The organism is Antribacter sp. NEAU-D49 (assembly GCF_057158775.1).
In genome coordinates, this window is record NZ_JBXTSN010000001.1 from 116,047 (window position 1) to 134,489 (window position 18,443).

At 73.7% G+C, this 18,443-nt stretch carries 15 protein-coding genes; 11 read left to right on the top strand and 4 right to left on the bottom strand.

All coding sequences use genetic code 11. From position 1 onward, the window contains the following. Window positions 1–3: 3 nt before the first annotated feature. Together AC060K_RS00515 and AC060K_RS00520 are read right to left on the bottom strand one after the other, a co-directional pair. Window positions 4–2,127, bottom strand: coding sequence for a DUF349 domain-containing protein (locus AC060K_RS00515; protein WP_483763483.1), 2,124 nt, complete (start codon window positions 2,125–2,127; stop codon window positions 4–6). Continuing rightward, window positions 2,124–2,909, bottom strand: coding sequence for a peptidylprolyl isomerase (locus AC060K_RS00520; RefSeq protein ID WP_483763484.1), 786 nt, complete (start codon window positions 2,907–2,909; stop codon window positions 2,124–2,126). Before AC060K_RS00520 ends, AC060K_RS00515 begins: the two co-directional genes overlap by 4 nt. 228 nt (window positions 2,910–3,137) lie before the next feature. Between AC060K_RS00520 and hisS the strand changes: the two genes are divergently transcribed. The 6 genes from hisS to AC060K_RS00550 all read left to right on the top strand — a co-directional run bounded on the left by hisS (window position 3,138) and on the right by AC060K_RS00550 (window position 10,071). Further along, on the top strand, window positions 3,138–4,520 hold the full coding sequence (hisS, locus tag AC060K_RS00525; RefSeq protein WP_483763485.1) for a histidine--tRNA ligase: 1,383 nt from the start codon (window positions 3,138–3,140) through the stop codon (window positions 4,518–4,520). Further along, on the top strand, window positions 4,513–5,037 hold the full coding sequence (locus tag AC060K_RS00530) for a GNAT family N-acetyltransferase (RefSeq protein ID WP_483763486.1): 525 nt from the start codon (window positions 4,513–4,515) through the stop codon (window positions 5,035–5,037). Before hisS ends, AC060K_RS00530 begins: the two co-directional genes overlap by 8 nt. Before the next feature lie 76 nt (window positions 5,038–5,113). Beyond that, window positions 5,114–6,322: a hypothetical protein gene (locus AC060K_RS00535; RefSeq protein WP_483763487.1), complete on the top strand. Its 1,209-nt coding sequence runs from the start codon at window positions 5,114–5,116 to the stop codon at window positions 6,320–6,322. Next, on the top strand, window positions 6,319–8,070 hold the full coding sequence (locus AC060K_RS00540; RefSeq protein ID WP_483763488.1) for a M16 family metallopeptidase: 1,752 nt from the start codon (window positions 6,319–6,321) through the stop codon (window positions 8,068–8,070). The genes AC060K_RS00535 and AC060K_RS00540 overlap by 4 nt, the downstream gene beginning before the upstream one ends. Before the next feature lie 142 nt (window positions 8,071–8,212). Continuing rightward, window positions 8,213–8,908, top strand: a complete 696-nt coding sequence (locus AC060K_RS00545; RefSeq protein ID WP_483763489.1) for a hypothetical protein — start codon at window positions 8,213–8,215, stop codon at window positions 8,906–8,908. 44 nt (window positions 8,909–8,952) lie between these two features. Further along, a complete protein-coding gene (locus AC060K_RS00550; protein WP_483763490.1) occupies window positions 8,953–10,071 on the top strand; it encodes an Rv2578c family radical SAM protein in 1,119 nt (372 codons plus the stop codon). A 7-nt stretch (window positions 10,072–10,078) separates the two neighbouring features. Here the strand turns inward: AC060K_RS00550 and AC060K_RS00555 are convergent, their stop codons facing one another. Beyond that, the gene (locus AC060K_RS00555) at window positions 10,079–10,543 is read right to left on the bottom strand and encodes a PPOX class F420-dependent oxidoreductase (RefSeq protein WP_483763491.1); all 465 of its coding nucleotides are present in this window, start codon (window positions 10,541–10,543) and stop codon (window positions 10,079–10,081) included. Between the two features lie 134 nt (window positions 10,544–10,677). On the opposite strand from AC060K_RS00555, the gene aspS reads away from it, so the two are divergent. The 4 genes from aspS to AC060K_RS00575 all read left to right on the top strand — a co-directional run bounded on the left by aspS (window position 10,678) and on the right by AC060K_RS00575 (window position 14,644). After that, window positions 10,678–12,483: an aspartate--tRNA ligase gene (gene aspS / locus AC060K_RS00560; protein ID WP_483763492.1), complete on the top strand. Its 1,806-nt coding sequence runs from the start codon at window positions 10,678–10,680 to the stop codon at window positions 12,481–12,483. Then, window positions 12,480–13,346, top strand: a complete 867-nt coding sequence (locus tag AC060K_RS00565) for a GNAT family N-acetyltransferase (RefSeq protein WP_483763493.1) — start codon at window positions 12,480–12,482, stop codon at window positions 13,344–13,346. The genes aspS and AC060K_RS00565 overlap by 4 nt, the downstream gene beginning before the upstream one ends. Window positions 13,347–13,424: 78 nt before the next feature. Next, the gene (locus AC060K_RS00570) at window positions 13,425–14,012 is read left to right on the top strand and encodes a carboxymuconolactone decarboxylase family protein (RefSeq protein WP_483763494.1); all 588 of its coding nucleotides are present in this window, start codon (window positions 13,425–13,427) and stop codon (window positions 14,010–14,012) included. 38 nt (window positions 14,013–14,050) lie between these two features. Beyond that, window positions 14,051–14,644 (top strand): DUF4190 domain-containing protein, encoded by a 594-nt coding sequence (locus tag AC060K_RS00575; protein ID WP_483763495.1) that lies wholly within the window; start codon window positions 14,051–14,053, stop codon window positions 14,642–14,644. A 15-nt stretch (window positions 14,645–14,659) separates the two neighbouring features. On the opposite strand, the gene AC060K_RS00580 is transcribed toward AC060K_RS00575, so the two are convergent. Continuing rightward, complete coding sequence (locus AC060K_RS00580) at window positions 14,660–16,900, bottom strand: MMPL family transporter (RefSeq protein ID WP_483763496.1); 2,241 nt, start codon at window positions 16,898–16,900, stop codon at window positions 14,660–14,662. 105 nt (window positions 16,901–17,005) lie between these two features. On the opposite strand from AC060K_RS00580, the gene AC060K_RS00585 reads away from it, so the two are divergent. Continuing rightward, window positions 17,006–18,421 carry a replication-associated recombination protein A gene (locus tag AC060K_RS00585; RefSeq protein ID WP_483763497.1) on the top strand — a complete coding sequence of 472 codons (1,416 nt, stop codon included), beginning with the start codon at window positions 17,006–17,008 and terminating at the stop codon, window positions 18,419–18,421. The last annotated feature ends 22 nt before the right edge of the window (window positions 18,422–18,443 follow it).

An 18,443-nucleotide genomic window follows, 5' to 3' on the forward strand; every position in this document is an offset into this window, starting at 1 on the left:
GGATCAGCCGCGGCTGTCCTCGGCGGCCTTGACGACCTGCTCCAGCCACGACTTGCGGGCGGCCAGCGCCGACTCGAGCTCGGCGACCTTGCGCTTGTCACCCGCCGACTGAGCCTTGGCCAGGTCGGCCTCGAGCGACTCGATCGCGGCCTGGAGCTGTGCAGCGGCCCCCTCGGCACGAGCGCGCGTCTCAGGGTTGCTGCGGTTCCACTGCGCCTGCTCGGCGTCCCGGACGGCCGTCTCGACGGCGCGCAGGCGCCCCTCGACCCGCTGCACGTCACCCCGCGGAACCTTGCCCGCCTGCTCCCAGCGCTCCTGGATGTCGCGCAGGGCGGCCTTGGCGGACGAGAGGTCCTTCACCGGCACCAGGCGCTCGGCCTCGGCGAGGAGAGCCTCCTTGACCTTGAGGTTCTCGCCGAACTCAGCATCCAGCGCGGCGTTCTGCTCGTCGCGGGACGTGAAGAACGCGTCCTGAGCCGCCCGGAAGCGGGCCCACAGGGCGTCGTCGTCCTTGCGCGACGCGCGCCCGGCCGCCTTCCAGCGCGCCATGAGGTCGCGGTAGACGCCCGCGGTGTGGCCCCAGTCGGTGCTCGTCGACAGGGCCTCGGCCTCGGCGACCAGCTTCTCCTTCTCGATCTTCGCGGCGGAGTTGCGCTGCTCCAGGTCTGCGAAGTAGTGCCGGCGCTCGCGGTCGAACGTGGTGCGCGCGTGGCTGAACCGCTTCCAGAGGGACTCCTCCGTGGCGCGGTCGATACGCGGACCCGTCCGCTGGGTCTCCTTCCAGCGGTCGAGCAGGCTGCGGAGCTCCTCGCCCGCCGGACGCCACTGCATCTTGGCGGGGTCCGTTTCAGCGATCCGCTCGGCGGCCTCGACGATCTGCGTGCGGGCGGCCACGGCCTCCGCCTTGGCGGCGGCGCGGGCCTCCTCGAGCGCCGCGCGGCGCTCGGCGGCACGGCCACGGAGAGCCTCGACCCGGGCACGGAGCCCGTCGAGGTCGCCGACGGCGGCAGGCTCGGCGGTCTCCTCGGCCAGCTTGGCGAGGGTCTGGTCGATCTCCTTGACCGAAAGGTCCGCGCTCTCCAGGCGGGCCTCGAACAGGCCCACCTTCGCCGCGAGGTCCAGGTAGCGACGCACGTAGAGGCTCATGGCCTCCTCCGCGCTCACCCCGGGGAACTGACCGACGGCGCGCTCGCCCGCGGCCTCGCGGACGTAGACGGTGCCGTCGTCGTCGACCCGGCCGAACGTCTGGGCCTCCGCCGCCGCGGCGGCGTCAGCGGCGGCGGGCACCACGACCGGGGCCGCCGGGGCGGCAGCCGACGCGGCGTCCGGCGCGGCGGCGGGAGCCGACGGGCGGACCGCCGACGGCTTCGGGGCGCGCGGGCGGGCCAGGGCTGCGGGGGAGGGCACGGCCGGGCGGGCGGGAGCAGGGGCCGTGGCCGGTGCTGCCTGCGCGACGACGGGCTCGGTCCGCTCGGTCTCGGGCTCGGTCGGGGTGGCGTCGGCGGGCGCCGCGCCGGCGGTGGCCGCCGTGGGCGTCGCCTCGGCGGCCGGCTCCGGCTCCTCGGCGGCCGTGGGCTCCTCAGGAGCATCCGCCGGCTCTGCCGCGCTGGCGGCGGGCTCGGCGGGCTCCTCGGCGGGCTCCTCGGCCGGAGGCTCGGCGGCGGCGGGCTCCTCGGCCGGCGTGTCGCTCTCGCCGGAGGACTCCTCGCCGGAGGACTCCTCGTCAGGGGAGTCGGCGGAGTCCGGGGAGTCGGGCGAGTCGGCAGAGTCAGCCGAGTCGGCAGAGTCCGGCGAGTCAGCGGACTCGTCCGCGTCGCTCTCCTCCGCCTCGTCGGGCTCGGCAGAGGCCCCGGGCTCCTCGGCAGCCGACTCCTCGGCGGCGGGCTCCTCGACGGTGTTCTCGGCCTCAGGGGTCTCGACCTCGGACGCCACCTCAGCCGCGGGTGCGGGCTCGTCGGCGACGTCCTCCTCGGCGACGGCGGTCGCGGTGGCGACCGTGGCGTCGTCGGGCACCGAGGGCTCAGCCTCGACTGCGGGGGTCTCCGGAGTCTCGGCCGTCTCCTCAGGCTCGGCTGCGGCCGCGTCCTTGACGCGACCGGACGCCTCGCGCTCGGTGCTCTCGCTCACTGGGTCTCAACTCCTTCGATGGTGACGGGGTTGGCCGGGGTGCCGTCGGAGGCGCCGCCTTCCACTCCCACGTCAGCGACTGCCTGGACAAAGTCCAGGCCGGACGTGATCTTGCCGAACACTGTGTAACCACCCGCCGAGTCGGACGGGATGGTCGAGTCCTTGTAGACAAGGAAGAACTGGGAGCCCATCGACTCGCCGTCGTTGCCGACCCGCGCCATGGCGACGGTGCCCGCGGGGTAGACGTCGTCGGCCGGGGCGTTCTCGACGGGGCCGAAGGTGTAGCCGGGGCCGCCGGAGCCGGTCGCCGTCGGGTCGCCGCACTGCAGCACGTAGATGCCCTGGGTCGTGAGGCGGTGGCACTGCGTCCCGTCGAAGTAGCCCTGCTGGGCGAGCGTCACGAAGCTGGCGACCGCCTGCGGCGCGGCCGCGCCGTCGAGCTCGAGCGTGATGTCGCCCTCGGCGTCACCGGAGCAGCTCTGCAGGATGACGGTCCAGGTGCGGCCCTCGGCGGCCTCCGGGGCGGCGAGCGTGTAGCCCTCGCGCGGGTCCGTGGAGCCTGCGGGGCAGGCGCTGGTCCCGGCCGCGGCGTCGTCCCCGGCGGGGTCGGGCGACGACACGACCGCAGCGATCGCGATGGTGCCCACGACGGCGATCACGGCGACGAACGCGACGATCGTCCAGACACGCTGACGGTGCGCCCGCGCCTTCGCCTGACGCTCCGCCCACTTGGCCTGACGCTTCGCGGCGTTGACTCGTTCGCGCTGCTTGGTGGTCGACACCCGCCACCGCTCCTTCCTCGAACCGGCTTCTGTACGACGGCAGGACGAATCCTCCCGTGCGGGGACAGTGTAGGCATCGCAGCCCTGGTGACACCGCGCGGGCGGGGAAACCGGACGAGGGATGGGCCGGTTCGTCCATGGTTCACCCGCCCGCGTGACGCTCCCGGCGCTCGTCACCCTGTGGAAAGCGCGGGCCGCGACCCGGGCCGACGTGGGAAGATCTGAGGCATGGCTCGCCCCACTCCTCTCTCCGGCTTCCCCGAATGGCTCCCTGACGGTCGCATCGTCGAGCAGCACGTCCTCGACACGCTGCGGCACACGTTCGAGCTGCACGGGTTCACGGGGATCGAGACGCGGGCCGTCGAGCCGCTCGACCAGCTGCTGCGCAAGGGCGAGACCTCCAAGGAGGTCTACGTCCTGAGCCGCCTGCAGGCCGAGGCGGGCGACCGGCCGTCGTCCAGCGAGAAGCAGCTCGGCCTGCACTTCGACCTCACGGTCCCCTTCGCGCGCTACGTCCTCGAGAATGCTGGGCACCTCGCCTTCCCGTTCAAGCGCTACCAGATCCAGAAGGTCTGGCGCGGTGAACGTCCCCAGGACGGGCGGTTCCGCGAGTTCGTCCAGGCCGACATCGACGTGGTGGGCGCCGGCGAGCTCCCGTACCACTACGAGGTCGAGGTACCGCTCGTCATGGCCGAGGCCTTCGGTGCGCTCCGGTCCATCGGTCTGCCCGAGGTCCGCATCCTCGTCAACAACCGGCGGGTCGCCGAAGGGTTCTACCGCGGCCTCGGCATCGAGGACGTCGAGGGCGTCCTCCGCCAGATCGACAAGCTCGACAAGGTCGGCCCCGAGGCCGTCGCCGGGCTCCTGGTCGCGGAGTGCGGCGCCACCGAGGACCAGGCCAAGGCCTGCCTGGCGCTGGCAGCCATCTCCGGCGCCGACGCGTCGGTCGTCGACGAGGTCCGGTCCCTCGCCGCCTCGTACGGCGCGGGCAACGAGCTCCTCGAGACCGGCCTCGCCGAGCTCGGGGCGCTCATCACCGCCGCGGCGGAGCGCGCGCCAGGCGTCGTCGTCGCCGACCTCAAGATCGCCCGAGGGCTCGACTACTACACGGGCTCCGTCTACGAGACCGTGCTGGTGGGGCACGAGCAGCTCGGCTCCGTCTGCTCCGGCGGCCGCTACGACACCCTGGCGTCGGACGGCAAGAACACCTACCCGGGCGTCGGCATCTCCGTGGGCGTCTCGCGTCTCGTGTCGCGACTCCTGTCCGGCGGGCTCGTCCGGGCCACCCGCTCGGTGCCGTCCGCGGTCGTCGTCGCTGTGACGTCCGAGGAGACGCGCGCCGCGTCCGACGCCGTCGCGGCAGCCCTCCGCGCCCGCGGCATCCCCGTCGAGGTGGCGCCCAAGGCCGCGAAGTTCGGCAAGCAGATCCAGTACGCCGACCGGCGCGGCATCCCGTTCGTGTGGTTCCCCGGGACGGAGGGCGAGGACGGGACGCTCGGCGCCGACCAGGTCAAGGACATCCGCTCCGGCGAGCAGACCGACGCCGACGCGGCCGCCTGGCAGCCTCCGGCGGACGACCTCTGGCCCCGCGTCGTCCCCGCGGATGCCTGAGGTCCCTCCGGACCGCCTCGAGCTCCCGCAGGCCCGCGCTGGTGACCAGCCCGCGAGCCTGCGGGCGCTCACCGGCGCGGACTGGGCGCTCGAGATCGAGCTCTCCCGGGTGCCCGACGTGCCGCTCTGGACCTACTACCCGCCGTCCATGACGGAGCGCGAGGCGCGCACCCGCGCCACCCGCTCCGCGGTGCGCCGGGCCGAGGGCGTCGCCGCCCGCTACGTCCTGCTGGCCGACGGCGTCCCCGCCGGCACCGCAGGGATCGGCGCCCTCGACACGGCTCGCCCTGAGGTCTTCTACTCCCTGCTGCCCGGTCATCGCGGACGCGGGCTCGCCACGCGGGCCGCCGCCGCGCTCGCGGACTGGGCGCTCGCCGCGGGGTTTCCCGGGGTCGCGCTCCTGACGATGCCGGGGAACGCCGCCAGCGAGGCCGTGGCCCGGCGGTGCGGCTTCGTGCCGGCGGGCGAGGAGACCGGGGTCGGCGGCAAGCAGGTGCGCGTCTGGATCCGTGCCTGATCCCTGGTAACGTGCGGCCACTGCCGAACGGACGACGGCGTCCGGTCCGGCCCGGAACCTTGTGACCAGGAACGACATGACAAGCACCATCGAGCGGGCCTCCGGCGCGCCGCTCTTCGACCCGTGGGCGCTGAGCCCGCACCTCGCCGCCCTGCGAGCCGCCTGCGACGCGAGTGACGCGGCGGCGATCCTGGCATTCCTCCGGGAGGCCACGTCGTCCGACGAGCTGTCGTACGCCATGTGGCTCGTGGCAGACGTCAGAGGCATCGAGTCCTGCCTCGAGGCTGCGGTCGAGGCCGATCCGGCGGAGCCGCTGGGACGGACGGTGCTGGCGTTGCGCTACGTCACCGTCGGCTGGGACATCCGGACGCGTGCCCGGGCGAGACACGTCTCCGCGGAGCAGTTCGCGCAGTTCCACGACTGGCTCGGGCGGGCGGAGCGCCTCCTCGCGGAGGTGTGCGCCGACGAGCCGGCGTTCGTTCCGGCCTGGGAGGCCCGCCTGACGACCTCCCGCGGGCTGGAGCTCGGCCAGGCGGAGGCGCGGCGGCGTTATGACCGCCTGGCTGCTGTGGACCCGCACCACGTCTTTGCGCAGTCGGTGTACCTCCAGCAGGCCGTGCCCAAGTGGGGCGGCTCGTGGGATGCCGCCGAGGCGTTCATCGCCGCGTCGGTCGAGCACGCGCCGCCCGGTTCGCTGAGCCACCGGCTGGTGGCGGAGCTCGAGCTGGAGCGGTGGATCGAGGACGACGGCTCGGCCGACCGGCTCAAGGACCCCGTCGTGGTCGAGCGGCTGAGGGCCGCGGCGCTGGCATCGGTGTGGCACCCGGAGCACGTCCCTTCGCCCGGCACCGTGAGGGCGCACAGCCTCTTCGCCTTCCTGTTCTCGGAGGCGGGCCGGCACGCTGACGCGGCGCCCCACTTCCGAGCGGCCGGCGAGTCCCCGTCCGACTCCGGCTGGGTGCACACCCACGCGCCCGAGGGGTTCTACCGCCGAGCACGCGCGCTCGCCCTGGGCGAGAAGCCCGTGCCTCCGGTCCCCGCCGTGGCCGGCGGACCCTCGCCAGGTGCGGCATCGCCGAAGGCGCTGGTCCTCGCCTATCTGGTCTGCGGGACGGTCGCGGCGTTCTTCGCCTTCATCGGGGTCATGACGCTCACCGAGGAGCCGGTCGACGCCGGTTCGTGGCAGATCGCCGGGACCATGCTGGCCTTCGCGCTCGGGCTGATGGTCTTCCCCGTGTGGGCCCATGTCCGGGCCGCTCGGCTGAAGCGGGAGGCGGGACTGTGACGACGACCGAGCCGGCCATGACCGGACCGGCCGGGGTGCACCCGGGTGACCTCTCCTCCGTCGAGCACCTGGTGAAGATGGCCGAGGTGGACGGCGTCCCGGCGCTGTTCGCGCCCCGCGAGGGGCCCGTCACGGCGGGGCTCGTCTTCCGCGTCGGCCGGGCGGACGAGACGCTGGCCACCGCCGGGATCACGCACCTCGTGGAGCACCTCGCGCTGTTCCGGCAGAACCTCAGCGAGTCCCACCACAACGGCGCGACGGCGGACACCTACACGGTCTTCCACGTCACAGGGACGTCGGCTGAGGTGGTCGAGTACCTGAACGGGGTCTGCGAGGCGCTGCGCGACCTGCCGCTCGACCGGCTGGGAGTCGAGAAGGAGATCCTGCGGACGGAGGCGGCGGGGCGCGGCGGCCGGGGGACGCGGACGCTGCGCGTGTGGCGTCACGGCGCGACCGACCACGGTCTGCTGGGCTACGAGGAGCTCGGTACGTTCCGGGTGACCGCCGACGAGGTCCGCGACTGGGCTCGGACGCGCTTCACCCGTGAGAACGCCGTCCTGTTCGTCACGAGCGATGCGCTCCCGTCCGGGCTCGACCTCCGCCTCCCGTCCGGCCCCTGGGTGGCGCCCCCCGTGCCGAGCCTCGCGCTGCCCGAGCTGCCCGCGTACGTCGGGGCGTACGACGGCACGGTGGCGCTCGACGCGATCGTCCCGCGGTCGTCGGCGGCGACGCTCTTCACCGAGGTGGCGGCGAGGGCGCTGTTCCGCGACCTGCGGCAGGAGGGCGGGCTCTCCTACGCGGCCGACGGCGACTACTCGCCGATCGACGGCGAGCACGCCAGGATCACCCTCTACGCGGACGCCTTGGCGGACAAGCAGGACGCCGTCGTCGGCGGGTTCGTCGACACCCTGAACCGGCTCCGACGTGTCGACGTCGCCGACGACGAGCTGGCAGCCACCCGGGCGCGGATCCTCAAGGGCTTCGAGGTACCCGAGCTCGGCGCGGCGCTCCTGCCGACCTACGCCATGAGTCTGCTCATGAGGCACCCGGTCCAGTCGCCGGAACAGCTCCGGGCGGAGCTCCAAGCCGTGACCGCCGCAGAGGTGCGTGCGGTCGCACGGGCGGTGTGGGACGGGGCGCTGTGGATCGTCCCGGGTCGTGGGATCGACTGGGCCGGGCCTGCTCCGGCGCCCCAGTACCCGGCGACCCAGCCGGTCGAAGGTCGCAGCCTGGCCATGGCGGGGAGCCCAGAGGTGGCGCTCGTGCTCGCCCCCGACGGAGTGTCGATCAGCGCGCCGGACGGCGCGAACACCGTGCGCTTCGACGAGCTCGCCGCGATGACCACCCGGCCCGACGGCGCGCGATACCTGACCGCGCGGGACGGGTACTCGGTGGCGGCCGAGCCCACGCTGTTCCCCGGGCTGACGCCTGAGGTGGTCGCGCGTGAGATCGACGCGCGGGTCCCGGCGCACCTCGTGGTGCCGCTGCCCGCGCGCGACCCCGAGCGGATCCCGCAGCCTGCGACCGGGGAAGGCCGCGAGGGTGAGGCGGTGCCGAAGCGTCCCAGCCGCGCGGTCACGCTGCTCCTCCTGGCGGGCCTCGCGCTCGTGGTGCTGGTGCTCGCCGTGCTGCTGCTCGCCGCGCTCGACGGTCATGTGGGGCTCTCAGGCCTGATCGGCATGGGTTACGTCGTCCTTGCGCGACGGATCTACCGGGGCCGTCACCCCAAGCCGGGGGCCGGGGGCTGAGCCGTGACCCGGGTCCGGGCGGGTGATTACTGCTCGGTAAGTTATGCCGCTTCAGTCGGGTACCGTCCGGCGGGGATCGAATTGATCCGTCGGAATCACCCCGGGCGGGCCGCCAGCCGGGGCGAGAACCCGGGAGACCGCGATGGCTGGTTCCGAGACACCACGCGAGGGGGTCGTCGGCGAATGGGCCGAGGCCCTCGTCCACGTGACCCGTTCCGCGTCACCGCCCCCCGCACGGTCGCGCGGGCTGTGCCGGCGGTCGCCGGGCGGCGAGTCCTCCAGCGACAACGTCCTGCACGTCACGCCCGCCCGGCGGGTGCGACGGTTCGCTGTGAGCGCGATCGTGACGGGCGGGGTGATGGCCCTCGTCTGGTCGGGGTGGGCGTTCGCACCGGTGGTGAAGGAGTCCAGGCCTCTGGCCTGCGACGTCGGGCCGAACGGTGCCGACTACGCAGCCGACGTCGCGTGGGTGGCCTACGGCCGGGACCTGGTCGGCCTGTCGCTGCCGGACCCGCGGGACCACCTCGACGTCACCTGGGTCACCACTGCCCGGGGCGAGGCGCGCGGCGAGGGCGCGGGCCCGGCGTCGGGCAGCGTCAGCGTGGCCTTCCGCGACCCGGAGGGCGCGGCGTATCCCGCTGCCCGGGCCGTGGTGTCCGACGACGGCACCGTCACCTCGCAGGACGACATCTCCCGTGGCCTGGCGCACCCGGCGGCTGGGGCCTTCCACGTGGCACCGCCGCGCGCGCTGCTGGACGACGAGGTGGCGGGCTGGGTCGTCGAGACGGTGCTCGCCGTCGACGGCATGGTGGTCGCGTCGTGCGAGGCGCGGCTCTGACGCCCGGCTTGCGCCGACCATAGAACGCGTGTTCGAATGCCTGGGTGAGGTGGGACGGACAGACGATCGCGAACGACGACGGCGCGCTGCCCGGGCTCGAGCTGTCGGGCCTGCGGCGTGCGGGGCTCCTGCGCACCGTGCGAGCGCCGGAGTTCGCGGGCATGGCGTTCCACGAGGTCGTGGCGAAGAGCGCGCTGTCGCAGGTCCCGGCCATGTCGCAGATGCCGTTCCGCTGGACGGTCAACCCGTACCGCGGATGCTCGCATGCGTGCAAATACTGCTTCGCGCGGCCCACGCACGAATACCTCGACCTGGACGCCGGTGCCGACTTCGACGCCCAGGTCGTCGTCAAGGTCAACGTCGACCAGGTGCTGCGCGCCGAGCTCGCCAAGCCCTCCTGGGCGCGCGAGTCGGTCGCTCTCGGCACCAACACGGACCCCTACCAGCGGGCCGAGGGCCGGTACAAGCTCATGCCCGGCATCATCTCGGCGCTCGCCGACTCGGGCACGCCGTTCTCGATCCTGACCAAGGGGACGCTGCTGCGGCGCGACCTGCCGCTGCTGACCGCCGCGGCCCAGCGGGTCGAGGTCGGGATCGGTGTCTCCCTGGCGTTCGCCGACGAGGAGCTGCAGCAGGCCGTCGAGCCCGGCACGCCCACGCCGCGCGCACGGCTGGACCTGATCCGCGCGGTCCGGGACGTGGGCCTCCCGTGCGGGGTCATGGTGGCACCCGTGCTCCCGTGGCTCACCGACTCGATGGACCACCTGCGCCGGCTGCTCGACTCGGTCGTCGAGGCCGGTGCCACCGGCGTGACGGTGATCCCGCTGCACCTGCGCCCCGGTACACGGGAGTGGTACCTCGAGTGGCTGGGGCGCGACCACCCGCGGCTCGTCGCCGGCTACGGGCGCGTGTACGGCCGCGGCGCCTACGCCCACAAGGGGTACCGCGACTGGCTCTGGGCGCGGGTCCAGCCGCTGCTCGACGAGCGCGGGTTCGGGAGCTCCGGGCACCGCCGGCGTGGCGGTGGTACGTACCCGGACGGCATCGCGCCGACGGACCGGCACGACGACGGGGACTACCCCGCGGGCGCCCTGCCGGGGCTGCCCGCGGTCGCAGGCCCGATGCCGCTCGCGGCCGCCGGGACGGAGCAGGTGCTGTTCTGAGCGGCGCTCAGTCCGCGAGACGCGCCGGGAAGCCGCCCGTCGCCACCGGACCCCAGCGCTCGATGCGGATCCGGACCACGGACTTGCCCTGCTTCACCATGGCCTCGCGGTACTCGTCCCAGTCGGGGTGCTCACCCGCGGCCGCGCGGTAGTACTCGACGAGCGGCTCGACGGACTCCGGCACGTCCAGGACCTCGGCCGTGCCGTCCACCTGGACCCAGGCGTCGCCGAAGTCGTCGCCGAGGGCCAGGAACGACGCCTGCGGGCGCCGCTTGAGGTTGAGCACCTTGGCACGCTCGGGATAGGTGGAGACCACCACCCGGCCTTCAGCGTCCACGCCGTAGGTCACCGGGCTGAGCTGCGGGCCGCCGTCGTTCCTCGTCGTCACGAGGATGCCGTTGCGGCGGGTGCGGAGGAACGCGAGGAGCTCCTCGCGGGTGGTCCGGGTGCTGGTCGCGATCGTCCTGGCCATGGCGCCAACGGTACGCCGGGGCCGACGACGGCGCCCGCGCCCTGACCACCGACTAGACTCGCCAGGGCGTCCTCCCACCGACGCCGCCGCTGCCCGGCGCCGCCGGGCCACCCCACGTTTCGAAAGGAACCTCCGTGCTCCGCACCCACACGGCCGGCTCACTGCGGGCCGAGCACATCGGTCAGACCGTCACCCTCACGGGCTGGGTCGATCGTCGCCGTGATCACGGTGGAGTGGCCTTCATCGACCTGCGCGACGCCTCCGGCATCGCCCAGGTCGTGATCCGCGACGAGTCGGTCGCCCACCCACTCCGCGCCGAGTACGTGCTGCAGGTCACGGGGGAGGTCAGCCGCCGGCCCGAGGGCAACGCGAACGCGAACCTCGCGACCGGCGACGTCGAGGTCATCGCCCGCGAGGTCGTGACGCTCAACGAGTCGGCGCCGCTGCCGTTCCAGGTGTCGACGGCGCTCGCGGACACCGAGGTGATCGGTGAGGAGGCGCGTCTCAAGCACCGCTACCTCGACCTGCGCCGTCCCGCGCCCGCCACGGCCCTGCGCCTCCGCGCCAAGGCCAACCAGGCAGCGCGGCGCGTGCTCGACGAGCACGACTTCGTGGAGATCGAGACGCCGACCCTGACCCGGTCCACGCCGGAGGGTGCCCGCGACTTCCTGGTCCCGGCCCGCCTGTCGCCGGGCTCGTGGTACGCCCTGCCCCAGTCGCCGCAGCTGTTCAAGCAGCTGCTCATGGTCGCGGGTATGGAGCGCTACTACCAGATCGCCCGCTGCTACCGCGACGAGGACTTCCGTGCGGACCGGCAGCCGGAGTTCACGCAGCTCGACGTCGAGATGAGCTTTGTCGAGCAGGACGACGTGATCGAGCTCGCGGAGAAGATCCTCGTCGCGCTGTGGGACCTGATCGGCTACAAGATCCCGACGCCGATCCCGCGCATGACGTTCCACGAGGCGATGCGCCTCTACGGCTCGGACAAGCCGGACCTGCGGTTCGGCAACCCCCTGGTGGAGCTCACGGACTACTTCAAGGACACGCCCTTCCGGGTGTTCCAGGCCGAGTACGTGGGCGCGGTCGTGATGGCGGGCGGCGCCGACCAGCCGCGCCGCCAGTTCGACGCCTGGCAGGAGTGGGCCAAGCAGCGCGGCGCCCGCGGCCTCGCGTACGTCACGTTCGCAGCCGACGGCACGCTGGGTGGCCCGGTGGCCAAGAACCTGTCCGACACGGAGCGTGACGGCCTGGCCGAGGCCACGGGCGCCCAGCCGGGCGACGCGGTGTTCTTCGCCGCGGGCAAGACGACGGAGGCACGGGCGCTCCTCGGCGCCGCCCGGCTGGAGATCGCGCGCAAGCTCGGCCAGATCGGCACCCCCGAGACGGACGACACCTGGTCGTTCGTGTGGGTCGTCGACGCGCCGATGTTCAAGCCCGCCGGCGAGGACGACGACGTCGACCTGGGCAGCTCGGCCTGGACTGCCGTGCACCACGCGTTCACGTCGCCCACCGCCCAGTGGCTCGACACGTTCGACAAGGACCCGGGCGAGGCCCTGGCCTACGCGTACGACATCGTGTGCAACGGCAACGAGATCGGTGGCGGCTCGATCCGTATCCACCGCCGGGACGTCCAGGAGCGCGTCTTCCAGGTGATGGGCATCGGCGAGGCCGAGGCGCAGGAGAAGTTCGGCTTCCTGCTCGACGCCTTCCAGTTCGGCGCCCCGCCGCACGGCGGTGTCGCGTTCGGCTGGGACCGCATCGTCGCCCTGCTGACGAAGTCGCCGTCGATCCGCGACGTGATCGCCTTCCCGAAGTCGGGCGGCGGCTACGACCCGCTGACGGCGGCGCCGGCGCCCATCACGCCGGAGCAGCGCAAGGAGGCCGGCGTGGACGCCAAGCCCGAGGCTCCGGCCGCCCAGGTGGCCGCTCCCGCGGAGTGAGCGCGGGGCCGGTCGCCGGCCGGCGACCGGGCGTCGGCCGCCTCGCCGGGCGGGGGCTCGCGCACCCGTTCCTGGTGCACCCGTTCGGCTGGCGGGCCGTCGCGTCGTGGTCGGACGGCCGGGACGACGACGGCGCCGCGGCGCTCGTGCGGATCGTCCCGCCGGACGGCCGCCCCCACGCCCCTGTCCTGATGGGCGTGGGGGAGCCGTCCCGGCTGGGTGCCCTGCTGCGCGAGGCCGCGCCCGAGGTGGTGGCGCCGGGCCCGGCGGCGCCCGGTGCGATATCCCTGACGCGGGGCACGGGCGTGCACGCCGGCGACCTGCTGGCGAGCTGGCACCTCACCCGCCGCTCCACGTGGGACCGTCTCGGTACCGAGCGTGCGCCTCGGGTGGCTCCGGGCACTGACCCGGCGGCGGTCCAGCTGCTGGACGTCGTCGCCTCGGAGGGCGCGGGGCCGGAGCGGCGCGACGGCCAGGGCGCCGCGGACGCCCGCGGGCGGGACGCCGTCGCGGTCGAGGAGTGCCTGGCCGTGGCGAACCCGACGACCGAGCACCGCCCGGGCGACCGGCTCTCGACCTGGTACGGGTGGCGGGACCAGGACGGGACGCTCGCCGCGGTGGCGTGCGCGACGACCCCGCCCGACGGCGGCCTGGTGCACCTCGGCGGCATCGGCACCCGCCCGGAGCGGCGTGGCCGCGGCCTCGCCGCGGCGGTGACGGCCCGCGCCACCGCCGACGGCGTTCGCGACCACGGCCTGGTGGTGCTCGGGATGTACGACGACAACCACGTGGCCCGCCGGGTGTACGAGCGGCTCGGTTTCGAGCTGTTGCACGAGGTGGAGACCTGGCGTCCCGAGCGCTGACGGCACTCCGGCCAGGGCGCCGGAGGTTCACCCCGGTCCTGGCTACCGGGGTCTCGGCGGCGGTGGGACGCTGGCAGCATGACCATCATCAGGACGCCGGAGCCGGAGGAGGCGTCGGGCACCTGGGCGGAGCTCTACGCGGGCGATCTGGACACCCTCGGCTACGTCCCTGGCTACACCCGGGTCATGGCGACCAACCCCGAGGCGCAGCACGCGTTCGAGGCGCTGGTCCGGGCTGTCGTGCCGAGCCTGGGCCTGCGGCTGTACGAGCTGGTGACGCTCGCGGCGGCCGGCGCTCTCCGCTCGCAGCCGTGCCGGCTGGCGCACGGGCACAAGTCCCGGTCCGTGTTCGACGACGACCAGCTCGTACGGATCGCCACCGACTTCCACGACGCGGGCCTGTCCGACGCGGAGGTGGCGGCGATGGAGGTGGCGGAGCGCCTGAGCGGCGGCGACCCGGCGTCCATGACGGAGGCCGACACCCTGCGGCTCCGGGAGGTCGGGTTCACCGACCGGCAGATCGTCGACGTGGTGCTGGCGGCGTCGGCCCGCAACTACTACAGCCGTGCGCTGCACGCGCTCGCCGTCCCCGCCGACGTGCCGCCCGACCTGCCGGAACGCCTGCGGGACGCGCTCGTCGGAGGGATGCGGGCACGTCCGGAGTGACTGCTAGTCTCGGGCTTCCTCGTTCGAAAGGTGTCGTCATGACGCAGTCCGACAGCGGCTGGAGCTCGCCGTCCCCGCAGCCGGAGCAGCCCTCCTCGCCGTCCCCGCAGCCTGAGCCGTCGTACCCGTACCAGGCGGCGCAGCCGGAGCAGCCCTACCAGGCGGCGCAGCCGGAGCAGCCCTACCAGGCGGCGCAGCCGGAGCAGCCCTACCAGGCGGCGCAGCCCGACCTGACGCAGCAGTACGCAGGTCAGCCGTACCCGAACCAGCCGTACGGGAACCAGCCCTACGCCGGCCAGCCGGCGCAGCAGTACCCGGCGTACGGCTACGCGCCCCGGCCCGTGATGCCGAAGAACGACCTGGGCGTCCTCTCGCTCGTGTTCGGGCTGCTCGGCCTGCTGGCGTTCGGCCTGGTCGGCGGCATCCCGGCCGTGATCCTGGGGCTCAAGGCCAAGCAGGCGGTGCGCCAGGGGCTCGCCGACAACGACGGCATGGCCACCGCGGGCATCGTGACCGGCTGGATCGGCATCGCGTGGAGTGCCCTCGCGCTCGTCCTGGTCATCATCTGGTTCATCTTCGCGTTCGTGGTGGTCGGGACGGCAGCGGTCTCGGACCCGAGCACCTTCGACTGACGGAGCCCGCTGGGCTCAGTGCTCGATGCCGGCCCGGGCGTGCACCCGGCGCAGGAAGGTGGGCGCCCACCAGTTCCACCGGCCCAGCAGCGTCATGGAGGCGGGCACCAGCAGCAGCCGCACGAGCGTGGCGTCGATGACCACGGCGACGGCGAGGGCGAAGCCCACCTCCTTGATGACGAGCAGCTGACCGGCGACGAACCCGGCGAACACGACCACGATGATGGCGGCGGCCGAGGTGATGATGCGGCCGGAGCGCTGCAGCCCCACCCGGACCGCCTCCTCGTCGCTGCGGCCCTCGTGGTGCAGCTCGAGGACGCGCGACAGCAGGAACAGCTCGTAGTCCATCGCGAGCCCGAAGGCGAAGGCGACGACGAGCGCCACGACGTACGTCTCGATGCCGCCCACCGCGTCGAAGCCGAGCAGCCCCTCGAGGTGCCCGTCCTGGAAGCCCCAGACGAGCACCCCGAGCGAGGCGGCGAGCGACACCGCGTTGGTGAGGATCGCCTTGACGGGCAGCACCACCGAGCCCGTCATGAGGAACAGCAGCAGCATCGTGGCCACCACGACCACGGCCACGGCCCACCACACGCGGTCGGCCAGGGCGTCGCGGAAGTCCACCTGGGCGGCCGCCTGACCGGTCACCCACGTGTCGAACCCGGGGTCGAGCCCCCGCAGCGCGTCGACGACGCCGATGGCCTCGGCCCCGGCCGGGTCGCTCCCGGCGACGTGCACGCCGATCACCGTGTAGCCGGCCGCCGGGCGAGGCTCGTCCACCGCTGACACGCCGTCGAGGGCGCCGATCTCCGCCGCGAGCCCGGCTGCGGCGTCCGCACCGGTCGCCGCGAGGACCGTCACCTCCGCCCCGTCGCTCGCCGGGTAGTCCTCGGCGAGGATCTCCACGAGCCGCCGCTGCTCGGAGGAGGCCGGCAGCAGCTCGATGCCCGAGCTGCGCATCTGCAGCCCGAGCACGGGCGAGGCGAGGAGGAGCAGCACCAGGAGCGTGCCGCCCGCGGTCCACCAGGGGTGCTTCTGCACCACGACCGCGAGACGCGAGAACCGGCCGTCGTCGGCCCGGACGTCTGCTGTCCGCGCCAGGAGCCCGCGGAGGAACGGCACTCGGCCGAGGAGCCCCGGGCGCTCGAGACGGCGGCCGGTGAGGGTGAGGAGCGCGGGGACGAGCGTGAGCGCGGTCAGCACGGCGATGAGGATGACGGCCACGCCGCCGGCACCGATGCTCCGGAGGATCTCGGGCGAGAAGACCATGAGACCGGCGATCGAGATCGCCACCGTGACGGCCGAGAACGTGACGGTCTGCCCGGCGGTCGCCATGGTCCGGGACACGGCCTCCAGCACCACGCCGTCCCGCCGCCGGCGGCGCAGGCCCTCCACGGCCTCGGCGTCGTCGGCCAGGTTGCCGAGCTCCTCCCGGTAGCGGGAGACCATGAGCAGGCCGTAGTCGATCGACAGGCCGATGGCGAGGAGCGAGACGACGTTGACCACCGACGCGTCCACGCCCATCACGTACGTCAGGCCCAGGAGCACGCCCAGACCGACGCCGATGGACGCGATCGCCCCGGCCATGGGCATCGCGGCGGCGAGGAACCCGCCGAAGACCAGCACCATGACGAGCAGCGCCACCGGCAGCGCCACGGCCTCCCCGGTCTCCAGGTCCTCGCGAACCTGCCCGGTGATCTCGCCCAGCACCAGGTCGGCGCTGCTGACCAGGCCGGTCGCGTCGCCGCCGAGCGTGCCGGGAAGCGCCTGCAGCCGCTCCACCACGAGGTCGTGCGTCTCGTCGCGCTCGGCCTCCGTGAGGTCCGGGGCCAGCGTGACCTCGACGACGAAGCCGTCTCCCGACTCCGCGACGAGGGTCGCTGCCGCCGGGTTCTCCAGCCCGCCCTCGAGCACGTACGGGTCGATGACGGTCTCGACGCCGGCGATCGCCCCGAGCCGCCGGTTCTCGGTGGCCAACGCCTCGGCCACCGCCGGGTCGGCCGGGTCCACCCCCTGGACGAGGAGCGTGACGGACTCCCCGCTCACGTCGACCTCGTCGAGCAGGTCCTGGCCCTCCTGGCTCTCCGATCCGGGAACCATCGGCGCGCCGGTGGACACCCGGTCGAACAGCGAGGATCCGCCGACACCGAGCACCGCCGCGGCGTAGCCGGCGACCGCCAGCACCACCCACACGCCGACAGTCAGCCACGGCCGGCGGGCGACCACCCGCCCGAGCAGGGAGAACAGCGAGGAGATCACCGCTTGACTATCTCACTGACGGACCGTTTTATCCCGTCGTAGAGGGGTCCCGCCGCAGGGCCGCGCGGGCCGGGAGTGTCACCGGCGGTCCGTACGCTGGGACCCATGGACCTGTTCGACGCCGCGACCACCGACTCCCGGGGCACCCCCCGCTCCGGGCCGGCGTCCCCTCTCGCGGTGCGGATGCGCCCCGTCAGCCTCGACGAGATCGCCGGGCAGCAGCACCTCCTGGAACCGGGGTCCCCCCTGCGCCGCCTCATCGAGCCCGCGGGGAGCGGGGCGGGGCGCGCGGCGCCGTCGTCGGTCATCCTGTGGGGGCCGCCCGGTACCGGCAAGACCACGCTCGCGTACCTCGTCGCGACGGCGTCCGGCCGCAGGTTCGTCGAGCTGTCCGCCGTCACCGCGGGCGTCAAGGACGTTCGCCAGGTGATCGAGGACGCCCGGCGCAGGCTCGCCACCGGCGGCGACGAGACGGTCCTCTTCATCGACGAGGTGCACCGGTTCTCCAAGTCGCAGCAGGACGCCCTCCTGCCCAGCGTCGAGAACCGCTGGGTCACGCTCGTCGCCGCGACCACGGAGAACCCCAGCTTCTCCGTCAACTCCCCGCTCCTGTCACGGTCGCTCCTCCTCACGCTCCAGCCACTCACCTCCGAGCACGTGCGCGACCTGGTGCGGCGCGCCGTCGCCGACCCGCGCGGCCTCGCCGGCTCGGTCACGCTCGCCGAGGAGGCCGAGGAGCACCTCGTGCGCCTGGCGGGCGGAGACGCCCGCAAGGCCCTCACCATCCTGGAGGCCGCGGCGGGCGCGGCCCTCTCCGCCGACGCGGTGCCCGACGACGCGGTGCCCGACGACGCGGTGCCCGACGACGCGGTGGTGACCCCGGTCGTCGACCTCGCCACCGTGGAGCGCGCCGTCGACGTCGCCGCGGTGCGCTACGACCGGGACGGCGACCAGCACTACGACGTGATCTCCGCGTTCATCAAGTCGATCCGCGGCTCCGACGTCGACGCGGCCCTCCACTACCTCGCGCGCATGGTCGCGGCGGGGGAGGACCCGCGGTTCATCGCCCGCCGGCTCGTGATCTCGGCCGCGGAGGACGTGGGCCTCGCCGACCCTTCCGCGCTCCAGACCGCCGTCGCCGCCGCGCAGGCCGTCCAGCTCATCGGTATGCCCGAGGGCCGCATCGTGCTCGCGGAGGCGGTGGTCCACCTCGCGACGGCGCCCAAGTCGAACGCCGCGTACCTCGGCATCGACGCGGCGCTCGCGGACGTCCGGGCGGGACGGGTGGGCACGGTGCCGATGCACCTCCGGGACGCCCACTACGCGGGCGCCGACCGGCTCGGGCACGGCAAGGAGTACCGGTACGCGCACGACTGGCCGCACGCCGTCGCTCCGCAGCAGTACCTGCCGGACGAGCTGGCGGGGCGGCGCTACTACGCGCCGAGCGACCGTGGCTTCGAACGGCAGGTGACGGAGCGGCTGCAGCGCATCCGGGCCATCCTCGACGACGACGCGTCCTGAGACTCAGGTTGCACTGAGTGCA